Source organism: Paenibacillus sp. FSL E2-0190 (assembly GCF_037992965.1).
GTDB lineage: Bacteria > Bacillota > Bacilli > Paenibacillales > Paenibacillaceae > Paenibacillus_AQ > Paenibacillus_AQ odorifer.
On sequence record NZ_CP150306.1, the window covers coordinates 853,397 to 869,278 of the forward strand.

Genomic DNA, 15,882 nt, shown 5'->3' on the forward strand with positions numbered 1-15,882 from the left:
TTGAAAACTCCTATATCTATCATAAATTGGCTAGAGCACAACGAAATCATGAACGACTTATTAAATCAGGAAGACAGCTTAACTGCGCATACAATGGATCAAGGATTTGAAGCTGAGGTCATGAGGATTAATTCTGATCAAGAGAGCTATGTACTGAAAACATGGAATAAGGAATCCAGACCGGATGTCCAGTTTCAATATCGTTTATTGGATGTTCTATCCGAACGAGGAGTAGCCGTCTCTAAACCAGTGGGCTGGGGAATCAATCCGGAGGGACATAAGGTGTTGTTAACAAGTTTTGACGGAACCCCTATTCATAAAATGAATACCAGGAAAATGAAGGAACTCGCAAGCCTATTAGCAAAAATACATAAGATTCGCGTTGAAGAGATTGGAAATATACAACTGCCAAAATACGATTTCATCGGCTATTTTTTCCCTGAAGCCAAAGAACAATCTGATATTTATAATGTGTTGACTGCTCTTGTTGAGCAAACTCCAATGAAGCAAGACTGTATCATTCATGGGGATTTTCATATCGGAAATATAGTGGAGGATAAAGAGCGATATACCATAATCGATTGGACGAACGGCCAGTTGGGAGACTCTAGATATGATTTTGCCTGGTCACTTATTCTGCTGAAAATATATATCTCTGAGCGTTATGCTGATGTGTTCCGAACTGCTTATCTATTGGAAAATGATATGGATCAGGAAGAACTTGAGATCTTTGAAGCTTGGGTATGTCTACGGTGGATTTTGCTGAATAGAAGAGGTAGCACACCGAAAGGGCCTAATACAACGAAGAGAGTGATAGGCTTAATCGCTAATAATCGGTTTTTAAAAAAGATGGATAGTAAATTGTTCTGATGTACGCAAGGATGGATGGATTTTCTGGGAGATTGGAAATGTAATGTAACACCGTACATTATTACGTTATTAAATTATTTGTGGTATATTAAAGGTAGAAAAGACGTAAAATGCAAAGAGAGCCGTGCTGTAACACGACTCCCAAGGCAATAGCCGCTTTTAAGGGCGGTAGGCTTCAGCAAATAGGACACGACAGATAGACCGCATGCCTTTGTGAGTGGGCGGTCTATTTGCGTTTATTGGACAGCAGCGCTACGATAAGCGAACCAAAGGTTAGCATAAGCATCATTGCTTCAAACACTGTCACAAGGCGTCCCTCCCTTCGGTGAGAGGTAGCCGACCGACCCTTTAAGCCTATTCTATTTGCTCCACCAGTATAGCATAATCGTTTGAAAGAGAATTAAGACTCTTGTCATAATACTCCCTAGGATTGGAGTAGTTTTCCATTTCCTCTCTTTGTCTCCGCAACTCTCTCCATTTTGAAACTTCCGTATCACATTTGCGATTTTTTGATTCCCAATTGTAGGACGTACCTCTCTTTCTAAATCTCTTCTTTGCGAATTCCCAAACATCCGATTTTCATTGGATTTTCAGTTTGGGTGTTTATAATGCTTTTTATGAATCGGGGCAGCGGATTGTAAAGGGCTTTCGATTGCGCAAAGGAGGTTTTCCATGATAAGAGGAATTCAAAAAACATTGTATCTCATACTTGCATTCTTTATCGGTCTTTTTATCGCATCCTCCTTTTTTATTAGGGCGAAATATAATTATTTCGTATATGGGGACACGCCAATTTTGGAGAGACAACAGCTGGGTCTTTTTATTCTAGTGATCGCAGTGGTGCTGGCATTAAGCGTTATTTTGTATAAAATGTGCCTGAAGCTTAATAAGTACAGTTGGAAAATAGTCATTCCAGCCACACTGCTGTTTTCTTTTGCAATCCAGATGGTGATTATCTTTCTGTTTCCACGCTTGCCGACGGATGATTCGCAGACAGTCCTTTCATTGGCACTCGACATGCTGTACAGGAATGATTATTCGTCGTTTGACACGAACGGCTATCTGCATATGTTTCCGTTTAATTTTTCGATCGTTTTATATTTAAAGACGTTGTTGTTGATCTTTCCGGATAATTATCTGGTAATCAAAATATTTAATATTCTGTTTACACTCTTAACCTCATTAATGATTTACATGCTGTATAAAGAGCTCAATTATAAGTCCAAGGATAAGGATTATGGCGTCCTCGTGTTTGCTGCAACCTATATCCCTTCATTGTTTATGAGTAATTTTATCTATAACGATGTGATCGCTACCGCCTTTCTGACAAGTGCTTTATATTTTGCCATAAGATTTATCAAAAGAAGGTCCATTAAGGATATTCTCTTCGCAGCTCTCTTACTGGCAATAGGCAACTATTTCCGCAGTATCGGTGTTATTTTTCTGATTACCGTGGTGGCGGGTCTTTTATTTAACATACGTTCTATCGGGGTGAAAAAGGTTTTTAGCGCTTTGGTTATCACGGCCATATTGTTTAATGTTCCCGGCTGGACGCAAAATGCTGTGCTGCAGGCGACGAATGTTGCAGATGAACCGATGAACGAAAATTCCGCACCTGTCTACATGTGGCTGAATATGGGGATCAATCTGGAGACGTTTGGGTTCTGGGACAACCGGGAGAGCTACGCTATCTATCAGCAGGATGCAAATTATAATAAGGCAGAAAGTACGGAGTTATTTAAAGAAGAAATCAGTAATAAACTCTCCGAGGCGGGCCTAAGTGACTTAGTGAAGATGTATTATAAAAAAATCGTTTGGACATGGACGGAAGGAACCTACCAGATGGAACGATATGGGCTCGGAAATGACGGATCATCCAGTAACGGGGGGAGAATGGGCTTTGTCATGGACCGTTATAGCTACACTAATGCTGCTACGGATTTGTTTAAGGCAGACTCCAATTATAGAAGTGGAATGTTGTGGCTGCTGTATGTTCTGAATTTTCTGATGTATGTATTTATACTCGTTCGCTTAATAGGTGGAATAAGAGCCAAAAGATTTGAAGAGACCTCTTTGATTCTTGTGGTGCTGGGCTTTATCGGATTCTATCTTTTATGGGAGATCAAGTCCCGGTATATTTACCCGGTGTATCCGCTGCTGATCGTATTATCCTACATGGGTTTTAAGGACGTATACGATTATATGTTAAAAAGATGTTTTCCACGTTAACTATGTTCGCTCGGAAAGAGGGGATTCAAAGATGCGGACCAAGCGGTATTTCGCTTTGCTCATAGCAGTGCTAAGTTGTTCCATGGTGCTCGTCTCCTGCGATGCTATTACCGCACAGAAGATAACGAGTACTGACTCCGGGTCAAGAGCGAACGGGGGACAGGGCTTCACCGGCGGGCGGGGGAAAGATGGGGGCGGATCTCCCAACATGAATGGTGGGACAAGGAGAAACGGCAACCCAGGTACAGATGGCGGTGGCGCACAAGGTGGGCGGCAGTGAACAAATTTCATGAACTTGCCCCAAGCCTACGAAGATTAAGTGTGATAGGATAAGGTTACATTTAAATTCCCCGCGGGGGTAAGAAAAGGGAGCACCATGAGAATCATTATATCGCCTGCCAAGAAGATGAAGATGGATACGGATTTCTTGGATTGCCGCCAGATGCCGCAATTCATAAGCGAGTCGCAGACTCTTCTGGCCTTATTACAAAAGTTGAATTATGAAGAAGCCAAATCGTTATGGAAATGCAATGATGCCATCGCCACGCTGAATGTGGAGCGGATTCGGGATATGGATGTAACACGGAATCTTACACCGGCTATTTTTTCTTATGAGGGTATCCAGTACCAGTACATGGCACCCGGGGTACTTCAAATGGAGGAGCTGGAATATCTTCAGCAGCATTTACGGATATTGTCCGGATTCTATGGAATCGTCCGGCCATTTGACGGCGTTGTGCCGTACAGGCTGGAGATGCAGGCAAAGCTTAGCGGACCTGGTTTCAAGTCTATCTACGAGTTCTGGAACAGGAAGCTGGCAGATCAGCTATTTTCGGAGACTGACATCATTCTGAATCTGGCCTCTAAGGAGTACAGCAAGTGCATCTCCCCTTACATTGGCGGGAATGTTCGCATGGTTAGTTGTGTATTCGGGCAGGAGATCGGCGGTAAGGTAGTAGAGAGAGCGACCCTGGTCAAGATGGCCAGAGGTGAAATGGTACGCTTCATGGCTGAGCGGCAAATCAGCTGTGTGGAGGATATCAAAGGCTTCGACGGATTTGATTTCAGCTTTGCTGATGAGCTGTCGGATGAGAGTACGTATGTGTTTATTCAGAAAAAGAATGACTAGAGCAAGCAGTACATGATGGGTAATTCTGAAGGGGGTTGAATAACCAGCTTCAGGGTTACCTTTATTTTTTGATCAACGAAACCAGATGCTGAATTCTAGTTTTTTTAAAGGGGATAGATTAGGGTATAGAGAATAAAGTTCGGGTGGAATAAGAACAGGTTAACGAGGAGGACTTATGATTTTCAAAAGAGATCCATTGGATAAACAGAGCTTACTTAAAGAATTGGATTCGCTAGGTTATTCCGACAGAATCAAGAAAGTAGCAATCCTAGGCCGTGATCATCTCGGATCTGTCCAGTACTCCCAATTACTAGCCTCTTTGCTGGAGGATGGTGTTTATGAAGCACGACTTGCCTTAATCGGCGCCATTGCAACACAAGATGATGCTATTATTCTATCAGCACTGCGGCATCCCAAGGCAAGTATCAGAAATACGGCTGCGGGTCTTTTGGCAAAGGTGGCTTCGGATGCTGATATTGAACGTGAGCTCCCCCATTTATCCCATGATTGCCGCCGCAAGCTGCTGCACAGTATTTCACAGATTAACCGTCAGGAATTAGCGGAACGCTTATTGCCTGTAGTGTATGCCCGATGGGGAGCGGAGGAAGCCGCGATTATATTGCAGGCCTGTTATTCGGCTACGGTAAGTAAATGGCTTGCTGATATCGGGTATGCCATAAAAGACTGGAAGAAATTATCCAGCCGGCATCTTAACGTAGTAGCAGAATACTTTGCAACAACACTGGAAAGCACACCACTCAGGGAAAAAGGCTATGTCTGGTGGAGATTCTCATCAGCTCTGGAGATCCTATGCAATCTGAAGGCAGATTTGGTGCTGGAGTGTGCACTGAATCATGGACCCATGGGCATCATACATCCTGCGTTAAAAGAACAGCTTGGCACGCTTATACGCCAAAATCCTAATAAGGTGTATCAGCTGTTAACACGAACGGAGTCGCGGAGCGATCTGATTTCTTATGGTGTTCCTGAAGCTGTTCTTAAAAGGAAAAAATATTTATCCATGGATCAATGGATGGAGATAGCGAAACTACTCGCAGATCACCCTATGCACATAGCAAAGCTGCTTCAGAATATTGCACCCTCTAACCGCAAGGTCATTTTCGATGCTGTGTATGAAGAAGATAAACGCAATGAACGCATTTTTCCGGAAAGATTACTATATGTATTACCACATGTCTTGCGTGACAAGGAAGCCACCCGGATGCTTGGCCTTCGTGAAATCAATGATGACCGGGAGAGAACAGTCAGATTTACTGCTTGCCGTTCTATTCTTCATTCAAGAGCGGGACTTGAACAAGCAACACAGGTATCCAGTGCAGACGAACGTGCCACGGCGCTTATGCAGCTGATCAGAAGTACCGTACTGTCGAGACAGGGCATGAATGAAACTTTGGTGTACCTGGGCCGGATTAAAAATGATCAGGATCCTGTCCGGGGCGCTGTGTTTAAAGAGCTATCGGAAAGTCCTGCGTCTGTGTTCACAGATGCCCATGTACAAGAGCTTACTTTGCTTGTTGATAGTGTTATAGAGGCCAGAGATACTTCATATGGCACAAAATTTTCCGTTCAACAACTGGCGTTTGCTATTCTCCGGCATAACGCATTACTTCCTCATGGTGAGCTGTTTAAGTTTTCTTTAAAAACGATTCAGAAATTGGCCAAGCAGAATGGGCAGCTTTCCCTTCCATCCTTGGAGAAGAATTTACCCCGGGGAGTAGAAGAGATTATCTTCGACGAAATTTATACATTAGCTGTACAGGCCAACAAAAGAGAAGATTACAATCTGGTGTTAAGCCTAGCTAGCTCATTCGGTAAAAGAGGTTATGGCATCATAAAACTTCAGAATCTGTTAAAGGAAGCAACGAGGGCAAAGGCGGATTCTACAGCCATACAAGCGGCCAGATACTGGCTTGCGCCTCGTACAACGCGTGATGCCAGAGTTAAGGAATTATTAGCTATAGATAAATCGTATATTACGATCCATGAAGTGTTCCAGCATCTGCATCTGAAGCGTCAGGAATGGCTCGATCCTTTTATTTCAGGAGCTATCATTAAGGGCAAGTTCCTATCAGGCAAAACTATCTATCTTGTGCCGGCCGCGGATGGATTCTACAGATGGCTGCCACGTCAGCAACAAGCTTTAAGTGCCTTATTAGAAAAAATTGCATACGATGCCAAACGTAATCTTTGGGAGCGTGCAAGCGTTATTAAGATCATGGCAAGCATGCCTGATCTCGGTTCGGATAGGTTACTTGGGCTTATGCAGGATAAGGAAGTAACTGTAGTAGAAGCTGCACTTCATGCCTTTTCGCTTATGGAAGAACCGGAGAAGGCACTTCCCGTTCTGCTAGAGAATCTGGATGGGGACCGGGCCCGTGTAGCCATGTACTCGATACCCAGATGCATCCGCAGGGTGAATCCGGTGTTACTGGTTACCATGCTGAAAGAGCTTCTGAATCGGGATAAGCTGAAGATCACTGTCAGAAAAGAAGCCATCCGCTTACTGGGCGCTTATAGAAGCGATGACAGCCTTCCACTATTGATGAATGAGTTCGAGAAACCCAATGCACACAAGGATGTAATCATAGCCATAGGGCATGCTGCGAAACAGCTTTTAGATGATGAACGCGCTTGGGATATGTTAAGTACAATGGCTTCTTCATCAGAAAGTGACATTGCAGGAAGTTTATTATCTCAACAGCCTAATGCTCTTCCGCTAGACTTTAGACCACGTTATCTAGGATTAATCCTAGAAATCGCAAGGCACCAAGATGCGTATATTGGCAGATATGCTTTCATTTCTATGATGCGGTGGACAAATGGAAATGAAGGGATTGTTGCAGCTGCCACCGCTCAGTCTATTACGGATTTGGAAGACAGCATTAGATGGGAAACTGCTATGAACACGCTGGTAGAAACCTGTCGCGATGGTAAGATCAATGAGGTTGTAGTTGGTGTATGTCAGAGACTGGTTAGTGCAGCGATAAGGGATGAATGGAACGCCACTGCCAAAAGAGATTTGCCTCATCGGCAACGTCTACTGAAATTAGTCAACCAGCTGATAGCGTTGCCAAAAATCACCCGGATGCACCTTATCCCTTTGTATACGGATCTGATTGACTGTCTGGCATCTGATGAGACCTTACAGCAAGCTGTGATGAAATTATATATAGCAGCAATAGATTGGAATAATGTGAAGGAATCCGTCAATTATCTCAATCGGATGGTTACCACTATTTCAAATCAACCCCAGCTATTAAGCGATGTTTATAAGCAGGTCGCGTATAATTTAGAAGAGAGCACGGGATACTGGAGTCCGGAAACTTTATTGGAAATTGTAGATGTTCTAGGGTCTGAGAGTCGTTACGAATCTCAGTATATTGGACTTTCGTTGCTTGAAGTTGCCGGAAGTGCTCTATTGTGGAGTCCAGAGCCTGCAGAGCGTCTGCGGTTGTACAGAGATCACACGAACCTTGCGGTTCGCTCACTTGCGCTAAATATTTGGACGGCGATAGATTAGTTTTTGATATTTTTTGAAAATATAAAGCATCAAAAAGGCTCAGGCTGCAAATCGGCCTGAGCTCTTTTGGTGTTTATTCAATTAAGCTTCCATCTTCTGTGCTGTGTAGAGGCGGTAATAAAGGCCCCGTTGTGCGATAAGCTCATCATGTGAGCCGCTTTCCGCGATGCCTTTGTTAGATACGTACATAATACGATCGCAGTTTTTTACGGTGGAGAGGCGATGCGCGATAATGAACGAGGTGCGTCCCTTAAGCAGTTCATTCAGCCCTTTTTGCAATAAGCGCTCAGTCTTCGCATCAATGGAAGAAGTGGCTTCATCCAAGATGAGAATGCGCGGATCTGCTAAAAGTGTTCTTGCGAACGAAATGAGCTGCCGCTGTCCTTGAGACAGCTTGGAGCCACGTTCATTGACCTCTGTCATGTAGCCTTGATCGAATTCACGGATGAATTCGTCGGCGCAAACGGCCTTTGCAGCGGCGATTACTTCTTCTTCGGTCGCATCCAGTCGGCCGTACCGAATATTGTCCAGAATGGTACCGGAGAAGATGAAGCTATCCTGTAACATAATCCCCATCTGACTGCGAAGAGATTTTAACGTCACCTGCGAGATATCCTGGCCGTCGATCAGAATCTGACCACTGGAAATGTTATAAAAGCGTGAGATCAGATTGACGACGGTTGTTTTGCCCGCACCTGTGGGTCCTACCAGCGCGATGCTTTCTCCCGCTTTGACCTTGAAGGAGATATTCTCCAGAATATTAAGCCCCGGGTCATAGGCGAAAGTTACATCGTCGAAGGTGACATGGCCCTGTACAGATGGCAGTGTTTTTGCATCCGGGATATCACTGACGGTAACCGGTTCATCCAGCGTTTCGAAGATACGCTCAAGATAGGCAACGGCGTTGATGAAGTTATTGTACAGGTTCGAAAGATTCAGAATCGGCTGCCAGAAGCGGGCAGCGTAGCTGCTCATCGCCAGAATGACACCGAGGGTCATGTCTTGAGGACTCAGTGTTAGTAGGCCTACAAGGAAAATTAATGATGTAACGATCGTAGACAAGTTGTCTACAGAGAACGGAATAAGTAAGTTGTAACGTTGAGCCTTCATCCATTCTTTACGGAAATTACCCGCGAGACGTGTGAAGATTCCTTCGTTACGTTGTTCCCGGGAGAACATTTGTGTCACACCAATACCGCTAATGCTCTCTTGCAGATAGGCGTTCAGGTTGGAGCTTTTGTTGGACACTGCTTGCCATGCCCGGCGTTGCCGGGTTTTGATCAGCAGCATGATGCCAAGGAAGACTGGCAGTCCGGCAAGGATGACAAATGAGAGTCGTACATCGACAGCGAACATGAAGGCTGCGATAAAGAGCAAATTCACGATTTCTAGAATAAAGTTGATAATCCCGTTGGACAACACATCTGAAACGGCGTTGACGTAGTTTACGACCCGGATAAGGATCTTGCCCTGTGGACGGTCGTCATAATATTTGAAAGGCAATTCTTGCAGATGCTTAAACAAATCCGTTCGGATGTCAAAAATAATATCCTGCCCAACACTCGTCATGATGCGCGAGCGTATCGTAGCCAGATAAACGCTGACCACGATGGTCACAAGCATCAGTGCAGCCCAACCCAGCAGTGCAAGCTTCTCTTTTGCCGGAATGGTCACGTCGATGACATGTTGCATGATCAGCGGAGCCGACAGTGAAATGGCTGCTGAAAGTGCACTGAGCACGAACGCAACAATCATTGGGGTTTTCTTTCGTTTGATATATACCATCGCACGCCGGAAGTGTTTTATATTAAACGGCGATTCAAGATTTTCATCGACGTCAAATTTATTCCTTGCCACTTGCGGTCACCTGCCTTCCAATACCCTCGTTCTGCAGTTTAAACACTTCGTAATAGTAACCACGTTTCGCTAGCAGTTCAGTGTGTGTCCCTTCCTCAACTAGCTTCCCGCCATCCAGAATGAGAATACGGTCGGCTTGCGAGGTAGTAGATACACGCTGCGCAATAATAATTTTCGTACAAGGATAGTCCAGTTCACGTAGACTTTTTTGGATATGCTCCTCCGTCTCAAGGTCGACCGCAGAGGTCGTATCATCGAGAATCAGAATAGGACGGTGTACCGCCAAAGCACGCGCTAAGGCGATACGCTGCTTTTGTCCCCCCGATAGTCCGACTCCGCGTTCCCCGACAACGGTATCATAACCTTCAGGCATTTTGGTAATGAAGTCGTGTGCGGCTGCGAGCTCTGCATAACCCATTGCATCTTCTTCCGGAAGATCAGGATCGCCATAGGCGATGTTTCCATCAATGGTATCAGAGAACAAGAGTACATCTTGGGTCGCCATGCCGATATTTCCACGAAGTTCATCAAGCTCCAGCTGCCGAACATCAACACCGTCTACGAGTACGCGCCCTTCTGCTACATCGTAGAAGCGAGGGATGAGGTTGATGATTGTTGTTTTGCCTGATCCTGTCGCGCCCATGATTGCTACAGTTTCACCGGGTTCAACGGTAAAGCTAATATCGTCCAGTACGATAGCGCTATCATATTTGAAGCGGACATGATCGAATTCAATACGGCCTTCATAACGGCGTTTGTCAGTGACAGTATGCTCATTAACAATATTTGGCCGGGCATAATAGATATCTACGATTTTGGACAAGCTCGCAAAAAAGCGCTGAATGTCGTTGATAATGATACCGATGTTGCGCATAGGGTTCGATATAGCCCAAATAAGCGAAGAGAAGGCCATAAACTCACCGAAGGTGATCCGGCCGTTCATAAGGAACAAACCACCAACCAACATAAGGATTACGTTGAAGCCCTGAGCGAAGGATTCCAGATAAGGAAAATAATCAAGCCATACAAGGGCGGCCTTTTTGTTCGCTGTAGAATAGTTGACATTCTTCTCTGTGAATTTTTCGACCTCGAATTCCTCACGGGCAAAAGCCTTGACCACACGGTTGCCTGAGATATTCTCCTGTGTAGTCGTGTTAAGCTGGGACAGCCGTTCACGCAGGTCAATATACATAGGACGGACGCGTTTAGCGAATATGTAAGCCACGATAAAAATGGGCGGTGACAGGATAAGCATCCACAGCGTCAGTTCCGCATCTATGGTGAAAAAATAGATAACGGCGGCAAGGAAGATCGTTAGCGATTCAATGATCGTCTTAAAAATCCAGGCCATAGAGTGACGGACCATGTCCAGATCGCCTGTCATCTTGGTCATGAGATCGCCGGTACGATTATGATCGTAGTATTTTCTGTCCTGTCCCTGAATTTTGTTGTACAAATAAATGCGGACATTGTACATCATATTTTGCGAGGATATCTCGTACTGCATGGTCGTGAAATATGCGAGACCTGTGCGCAGTAGAGAAAATCCGATCATGCCCAGACAGAGCATAATCAATAATTGCCGTTCTTGTGTAAGATTCTGCAGGGCGTTGTCACCGGCTATAAACGTATCGACAATGCGCTGACTGATGTACGGATTCACGATTGTAAGACTTGAGCCCACCACCGAAAGGCAGAGTGCCAGAATATATCGCGTCCGGTTTCCCTCTAGGTTCTGCCATAGCCATTTCAGTTCGAACATCTGATCACCTGTTTCTGATTGTTCTTGTTCTTTCACTCTTGCCTGAAAAGAGTAAATAAAACAAAGTGATTATAACATTATCAAATGACTAAGTATCGTTTACGGTAAAATTTCCTTGTTACATTATTGTTACAAAAAAATGAACTTATTAATGATGTGAATTTCACCTTGTGTAATGAGGGTTTGCCATTCGGGCTTGGGCGTTCTAATTATGATAAACTGAGACAATGTAGAGTAATTAGACTTAGTTCGGATAGGGACAGGAGGAAGAGGAATGAGTTTTGTTGCTGTAAAAGGGGAGTACAAGCGTTACAAGATGGGCGAGAATGTAATTGTCGCGAATGACGGGATTGATTTTGAGATAAAAAAAGGTGAATTTGCCGTGATCGTCGGCCCAAGTGGTGCGGGTAAATCTACGGTGCTTAATATTCTGGGTGGAATGGATTCCGCCGATGAAGGTCAGGTCATTGTGGATGGCATTGATATCGCCAAGTTTAGTGCCAAGGAGCTGACAGGCTACCGCCGAAATGACGTAGGTTTTGTATTTCAGTTCTATAATCTAGTACCTAATCTGACCACACTGGAAAATGTTGAGCTTGCTTCGCAGATTTCCCCGCGTGCACTAGATGCACGTAAGGTGCTGGAGGATGTGGGTCTGGGCGCGCGGTTAGATAATTTCCCTGCTCAGTTGTCCGGTGGTGAGCAACAACGTGTCGCTATCGCCAGAGCGTTGGCTAAACAGCCGAAGCTGCTGCTCTGCGACGAGCCGACAGGGGCGCTTGATTATAACACCGGCAAGCAGGTGCTGAAGCTGCTGCAGGATACTTGTCGTAACACCGGGACAACGGTCATCGTAATTACACATAATCTGGCGATCGCTCCGATGGCTGACAGGGTTATAGAGATTAACAACGCTAAGGTACGGAAGATGGTGATCAATCCTTCGCCGGTATCCGTTGACGATATTGAATGGTAAGGAGAAGGCATCTATGAAAAAGCGAGCATTGTGGAAAGATATTTTTCGTGAAATTGGGCATACCAAAGCCCGGTTTATTTCGATTTTTGCAATTATTATGTTAGGCGTCAGCTTTTTTGCCGGAATCAAGGCTACTGGGCCAGATATGCTGAATACAGCTGGAACCTTTTACAAAGAGCAGCGCTTGATGGATCTGAAGGTGCAGACTAACTACGGCCTGACCGAAGACAACATTGGATTACTCAGAAATGTACAGGGGATCGATGAGATTCAACCGAGCTATAGTGCAGATGTATTCATAGGTGATAATGCCTTAATACTTAAAGTCAATTCTTACAACACGAATAAACCACTTAATCAATACCGTATAATTGAAGGCCATCTACCGGAGCGTTCCGGTGAAATCGTGCTGGACGATAAGCTAGCGGAAGAATATGCGTTGGGTGACAAGGTATCTTTTAGTGGAAACGGTACGGATGCGGAGCTGTCGAACAGCTTCGAGACACTGGAGTATACCGTAGTTGGTTTTGTTAGAAGTGCACAGTTTATTGAGCAAAGTACCCGGGGCACCAGTGGGATCGGCAAAGGTACGGCGGATGCGTTCGCCGCGATCCCGGAGTCAGATTTCAAGCTTCCGGTGTATACGGAGGCCTATCTGTCCTTTAAGGATACAGCCGGGGTGAAGGCTTATTCGCCGGAATATGAAGATCTGATCGAACAGCATACCCATGCTGTAGAGCAGGCGATGTCCGGCGTGCCGGAAGCACGGCTTGCTGAGCTGCGGGAGGAAGGCGAGAAAGAGCTTTCTGGTGGCCGCGCAAAGGTGGCCGCCGCCGAGCAGCAGCTTGCGGATTTGCAGCGCCAGCCGGAGGAAGTGCAGCAGGAACAGGCTGCAAGTATGAAGGCAATTGCTGCCGGACTTGCTTCTGCCAAGGAGGAATTGGCGTCAGGGGAGCAAAAGCTTGCAGAGCTGGAGCAGCTTAAGGTCTACGTTACTGACCGAAGCGCTAATCCGGGATATGCCGAATATAAAGATAACGCTGATCGGTTGTCGGCGATTGCCAGTGCGTTTCCTGTGTTCTTTTTCTTGATTGCTGCGTTGGTCAGCTTGACGACCATGACACGGATGGTTGAGGAGCATCGCTTACAGATCGGGACACTGAAAGCACTTGGTTATGGCAACCGCGACATTATGGCCAAATTCCTGGTCTACGGTACACTTGCCAGTCTGGCGGCTTCAATTGCGGGTCTTGCGGTTGGTTTTACCCTGTTTCCGGGTATTATCTACGATGCGTATAGTGCAATCTATAATTTACCGGATATCACGAAGAACTTCTATCTTTCGTATTCGATCATATCCGTTATCGTAGCGTTAATATGTACTACGTTGACGGCGTGGATTGCCTCACGGGTAGAACTGCGCAGCAATGCTTCCGTATTGATGCGTCCGAAGGCACCAAAGAGTGGCCAGCGTATTTTACTGGAGCGGATCACTTTTATATGGAAGCGATTGAGCTTTGTCCAAAAGGTTACCGCACGAAACTTATTCCGCTATAAGCAGCGGATGTTCATGACTGTATTCGGTGTGGCTGGCTGTACAGCGCTGATCCTGACGGGATTTGGTCTCAAGGATTCAATTGGCAGCATCGCCGGGTCGCAATTCGGCACGATTATGAAATATGATGCACTGGTGGCGCTGCATGAAGATGCATCTGCCGATGTGCTAAAAGCCTACGACCAACTAATCACTGGTGAATCTGCAGTAACTGGGAAGCTGAGTGTGGCGCAAGAACAGATGACCGCACATGCTAGTGGTGTAAATGATCAAGAGGTTCATCTGTTCGTTCCTACCTCCGTTGACTCTCTATCCGATTTCGTGGAGTTGCGGGATCGAAAAAGTGGAGAAGGGCGGATGCTTACGGATGATGGGGCTATTATCTCAGAGAAGCTGGCTAAGCTGTATGGGCTGGAGTCTGGCGATAAATTGACCGTGGTGGACAAAGATTATGAGACGTTCGAGATTGAGGTCGCGGCGATTACAGAGAATTATGTAATGCACTATGTTTATATGACACCGGCGTATTATGCTTCTGTGTTCGGAGAAAAACCAGTATTCAACACAGAACTTCTGAACTACACCGCACATGATAAAACATGGGAAGACAAATTTGGTGAGAAGCTGACGGCTAATGAGGGCGTCGCTGCCATCAGCTTTTCCAGCAGTGTAGGTTCCGCCTTCGATGAGACTATGAAGAGTATGGACGTTGTAACTTTGGTGCTCATTGTTTCAGCGGCGGCGTTGGCTTTTGTCGTCCTCTACAATTTGACCAATATCAATGTGTCCGAGCGGATCCGGGAGCTGTCAACCATTAAGGTACTGGGCTTCTACGACAAGGAAGTAACCATGTATATTTACCGCGAAAATATGCTGCTTAGCCTACTCGGTATTGTGGCTGGATCGGGTCTCGGCATAGTGCTGCATAGCTTCGTCCTGAAGACGGCCGAGCTGGATGCGACGATGTTCGCTCCGATCATCAAGTGGCCAAGTTATATTTATGCGGCGCTCCTAACCCTCTTGTTCTCCGGTATAGTCATGGCGTTCATGCATATTAAGCTCAAACGAATCCATATGATAGAGGCTTTGAAGTCGGTGGAATAGCATCTAAAAACGCCATAGCTGCGGCTCTTTCTATGAAATAGCTTCACTGGAGTCCGAAACTATGCCTCAAAGGCGATAAATGAGCAAATAGCGTCCTCTGAGTCCGCAAGGAACAGGGGATGGTTAGGACCCGACGCTATCTGACGCTATCGTTCGCAATCGTTCGCTATCGATGCCATCCGATGATTTCTGACGATATTAGATGCTATCGGAAACTATGCCTGACGCTATCGGACGCTATCGGACCCAGATGACCTTAAACGCCGGATTATCCGCCATTTGGAATGTTATAGGACTCCATAGCAGCTATTGGCATAAAAAACGCCAGAAATGAGGCTCTTTCTATAGAATAGCGACACTGGAGGCCGAAACTATGCCTCAAAGGCGGTAAATGAGCAAATAGCGTCCTCTGGGTCCGGAAGCAAGTTGGGATGGTTAGGAACTGACGCTATCGGACGCTAACGGACCCAGATGACCTTAAACGCCGGATTATCCGCCATTTGAGATGTTATCGGACTCCATAGCAGCTATTGGCATAAAAAACGCCAGAAATGATGCTCTTTCTATAGAATAGCGACACTGGAGTCCGAAACTATGCCTCAAAGGTGATAAATGAGCAAATAGCGCCCCCTGGGTCCGGAAGTAACTGGGGATGGTTAGGAACTGACGCTAGCGGATTCCATCGGACCCAGATGACCTTAAACGCCGGATTATCCGCCATTTGCCATGGTATCGGACTCCATAGCAGCTATTGGCATAAAAAACGCCAGAAATGATGCTCTTTCTATAGAATAGCGACACTGGAGTCCGAAACTATGCCTCAAAGGTGATAAATGAGCAAATAGCGTCATCTGAGTCC

At 45.6% G+C, this 15,882-nt stretch carries 9 protein-coding genes; 7 read left to right on the forward strand and 2 right to left on the reverse strand.

Features of this window, described 5'->3' with window-relative positions; translation table 11 throughout:
- Positions 1 to 48 precede the first annotated feature (48 nt).
- From NST25_RS03690 to NST25_RS03710, 5 genes are all read left to right on the forward strand, one after another.
- Entirely contained in the window at positions 49 to 870 is an 822-nt protein-coding gene (locus NST25_RS03690; RefSeq protein WP_340393340.1) for an aminoglycoside phosphotransferase family protein, read from the forward strand.
- A 672-nt stretch (positions 871 to 1,542) separates the two neighbouring features.
- On the forward strand, positions 1,543 to 3,099 hold the full coding sequence (locus NST25_RS03695; RefSeq protein WP_340393342.1) for a glycosyltransferase family 39 protein: 1,557 nt from the start codon (positions 1,543 to 1,545) through the stop codon (positions 3,097 to 3,099).
- A gap of 31 nt (positions 3,100 to 3,130) precedes the next feature.
- Positions 3,131 to 3,379 (forward strand): hypothetical protein, encoded by a 249-nt coding sequence (locus tag NST25_RS03700; RefSeq protein ID WP_076190102.1) that lies wholly within the window; start codon positions 3,131 to 3,133, stop codon positions 3,377 to 3,379.
- 96 nt (positions 3,380 to 3,475) lie between these two features.
- Positions 3,476 to 4,228, forward strand: coding sequence for a peroxide stress protein YaaA (yaaA, locus tag NST25_RS03705; RefSeq protein WP_340393343.1), 753 nt, complete (start codon positions 3,476 to 3,478; stop codon positions 4,226 to 4,228).
- A gap of 175 nt (positions 4,229 to 4,403) precedes the next feature.
- A complete protein-coding gene (locus tag NST25_RS03710; protein WP_340393345.1) occupies positions 4,404 to 7,769 on the forward strand; it encodes a HEAT repeat domain-containing protein in 3,366 nt (1,121 codons plus the stop codon).
- Positions 7,770 to 7,850: 81 nt separating this feature from the next.
- On the opposite strand, the gene NST25_RS03715 is transcribed toward NST25_RS03710, so the two are convergent.
- Both NST25_RS03715 and NST25_RS03720 read right to left on the reverse strand, forming a co-directional pair.
- Positions 7,851 to 9,626 carry an ABC transporter ATP-binding protein gene (locus tag NST25_RS03715; protein ID WP_036684845.1) on the reverse strand — a complete coding sequence of 592 codons (1,776 nt, stop codon included), beginning with the start codon at positions 9,624 to 9,626 and terminating at the stop codon, positions 7,851 to 7,853.
- Positions 9,613 to 11,388: an ABC transporter ATP-binding protein gene (locus NST25_RS03720; protein WP_076098706.1), complete on the reverse strand. Its 1,776-nt coding sequence runs from the start codon at positions 11,386 to 11,388 to the stop codon at positions 9,613 to 9,615. The genes NST25_RS03715 and NST25_RS03720 overlap by 14 nt, the downstream gene beginning before the upstream one ends.
- A gap of 274 nt (positions 11,389 to 11,662) precedes the next feature.
- Between NST25_RS03720 and NST25_RS03725 the strand changes: the two genes are divergently transcribed.
- Both NST25_RS03725 and NST25_RS03730 read left to right on the forward strand, forming a co-directional pair.
- Positions 11,663 to 12,364, forward strand: coding sequence for an ABC transporter ATP-binding protein (locus NST25_RS03725; protein ID WP_036684849.1), 702 nt, complete (start codon positions 11,663 to 11,665; stop codon positions 12,362 to 12,364).
- 13 nt (positions 12,365 to 12,377) lie between these two features.
- The gene (locus NST25_RS03730; protein WP_340393346.1) at positions 12,378 to 15,023 is read left to right on the forward strand and encodes an FtsX-like permease family protein; all 2,646 of its coding nucleotides are present in this window, start codon (positions 12,378 to 12,380) and stop codon (positions 15,021 to 15,023) included.
- Positions 15,024 to 15,882 lie beyond the last annotated feature (859 nt).

What these genes read in the sequence shown, in the direction of transcription:
- NST25_RS03690 (WP_340393340.1), top strand. Translation starts at nt 49, where the DNA reads ATGAACGACTTATTAAATCAGGAAGACAGCTTAACTGCGCATACAATG.
- NST25_RS03695 (WP_340393342.1), top strand. Translation starts at nt 1,543, where the DNA reads ATGATAAGAGGAATTCAAAAAACATTGTATCTCATACTTGCATTCTTT.
- NST25_RS03700 (WP_076190102.1), top strand. Translation starts at nt 3,131, where the DNA reads ATGCGGACCAAGCGGTATTTCGCTTTGCTCATAGCAGTGCTAAGTTGT.
- yaaA (WP_340393343.1), top strand. Translation starts at nt 3,476, where the DNA reads ATGAGAATCATTATATCGCCTGCCAAGAAGATGAAGATGGATACGGAT.
- NST25_RS03710 (WP_340393345.1), top strand. Translation starts at nt 4,404, where the DNA reads ATGATTTTCAAAAGAGATCCATTGGATAAACAGAGCTTACTTAAAGAA.
- NST25_RS03720 (WP_076098706.1), bottom strand. Translation starts at nt 11,388, where the DNA reads ATGTTCGAACTGAAATGGCTATGGCAGAACCTAGAGGGAAACCGGACG.
- NST25_RS03725 (WP_036684849.1), top strand. Translation starts at nt 11,663, where the DNA reads ATGAGTTTTGTTGCTGTAAAAGGGGAGTACAAGCGTTACAAGATGGGC.
- NST25_RS03730 (WP_340393346.1), top strand. Translation starts at nt 12,378, where the DNA reads ATGAAAAAGCGAGCATTGTGGAAAGATATTTTTCGTGAAATTGGGCAT.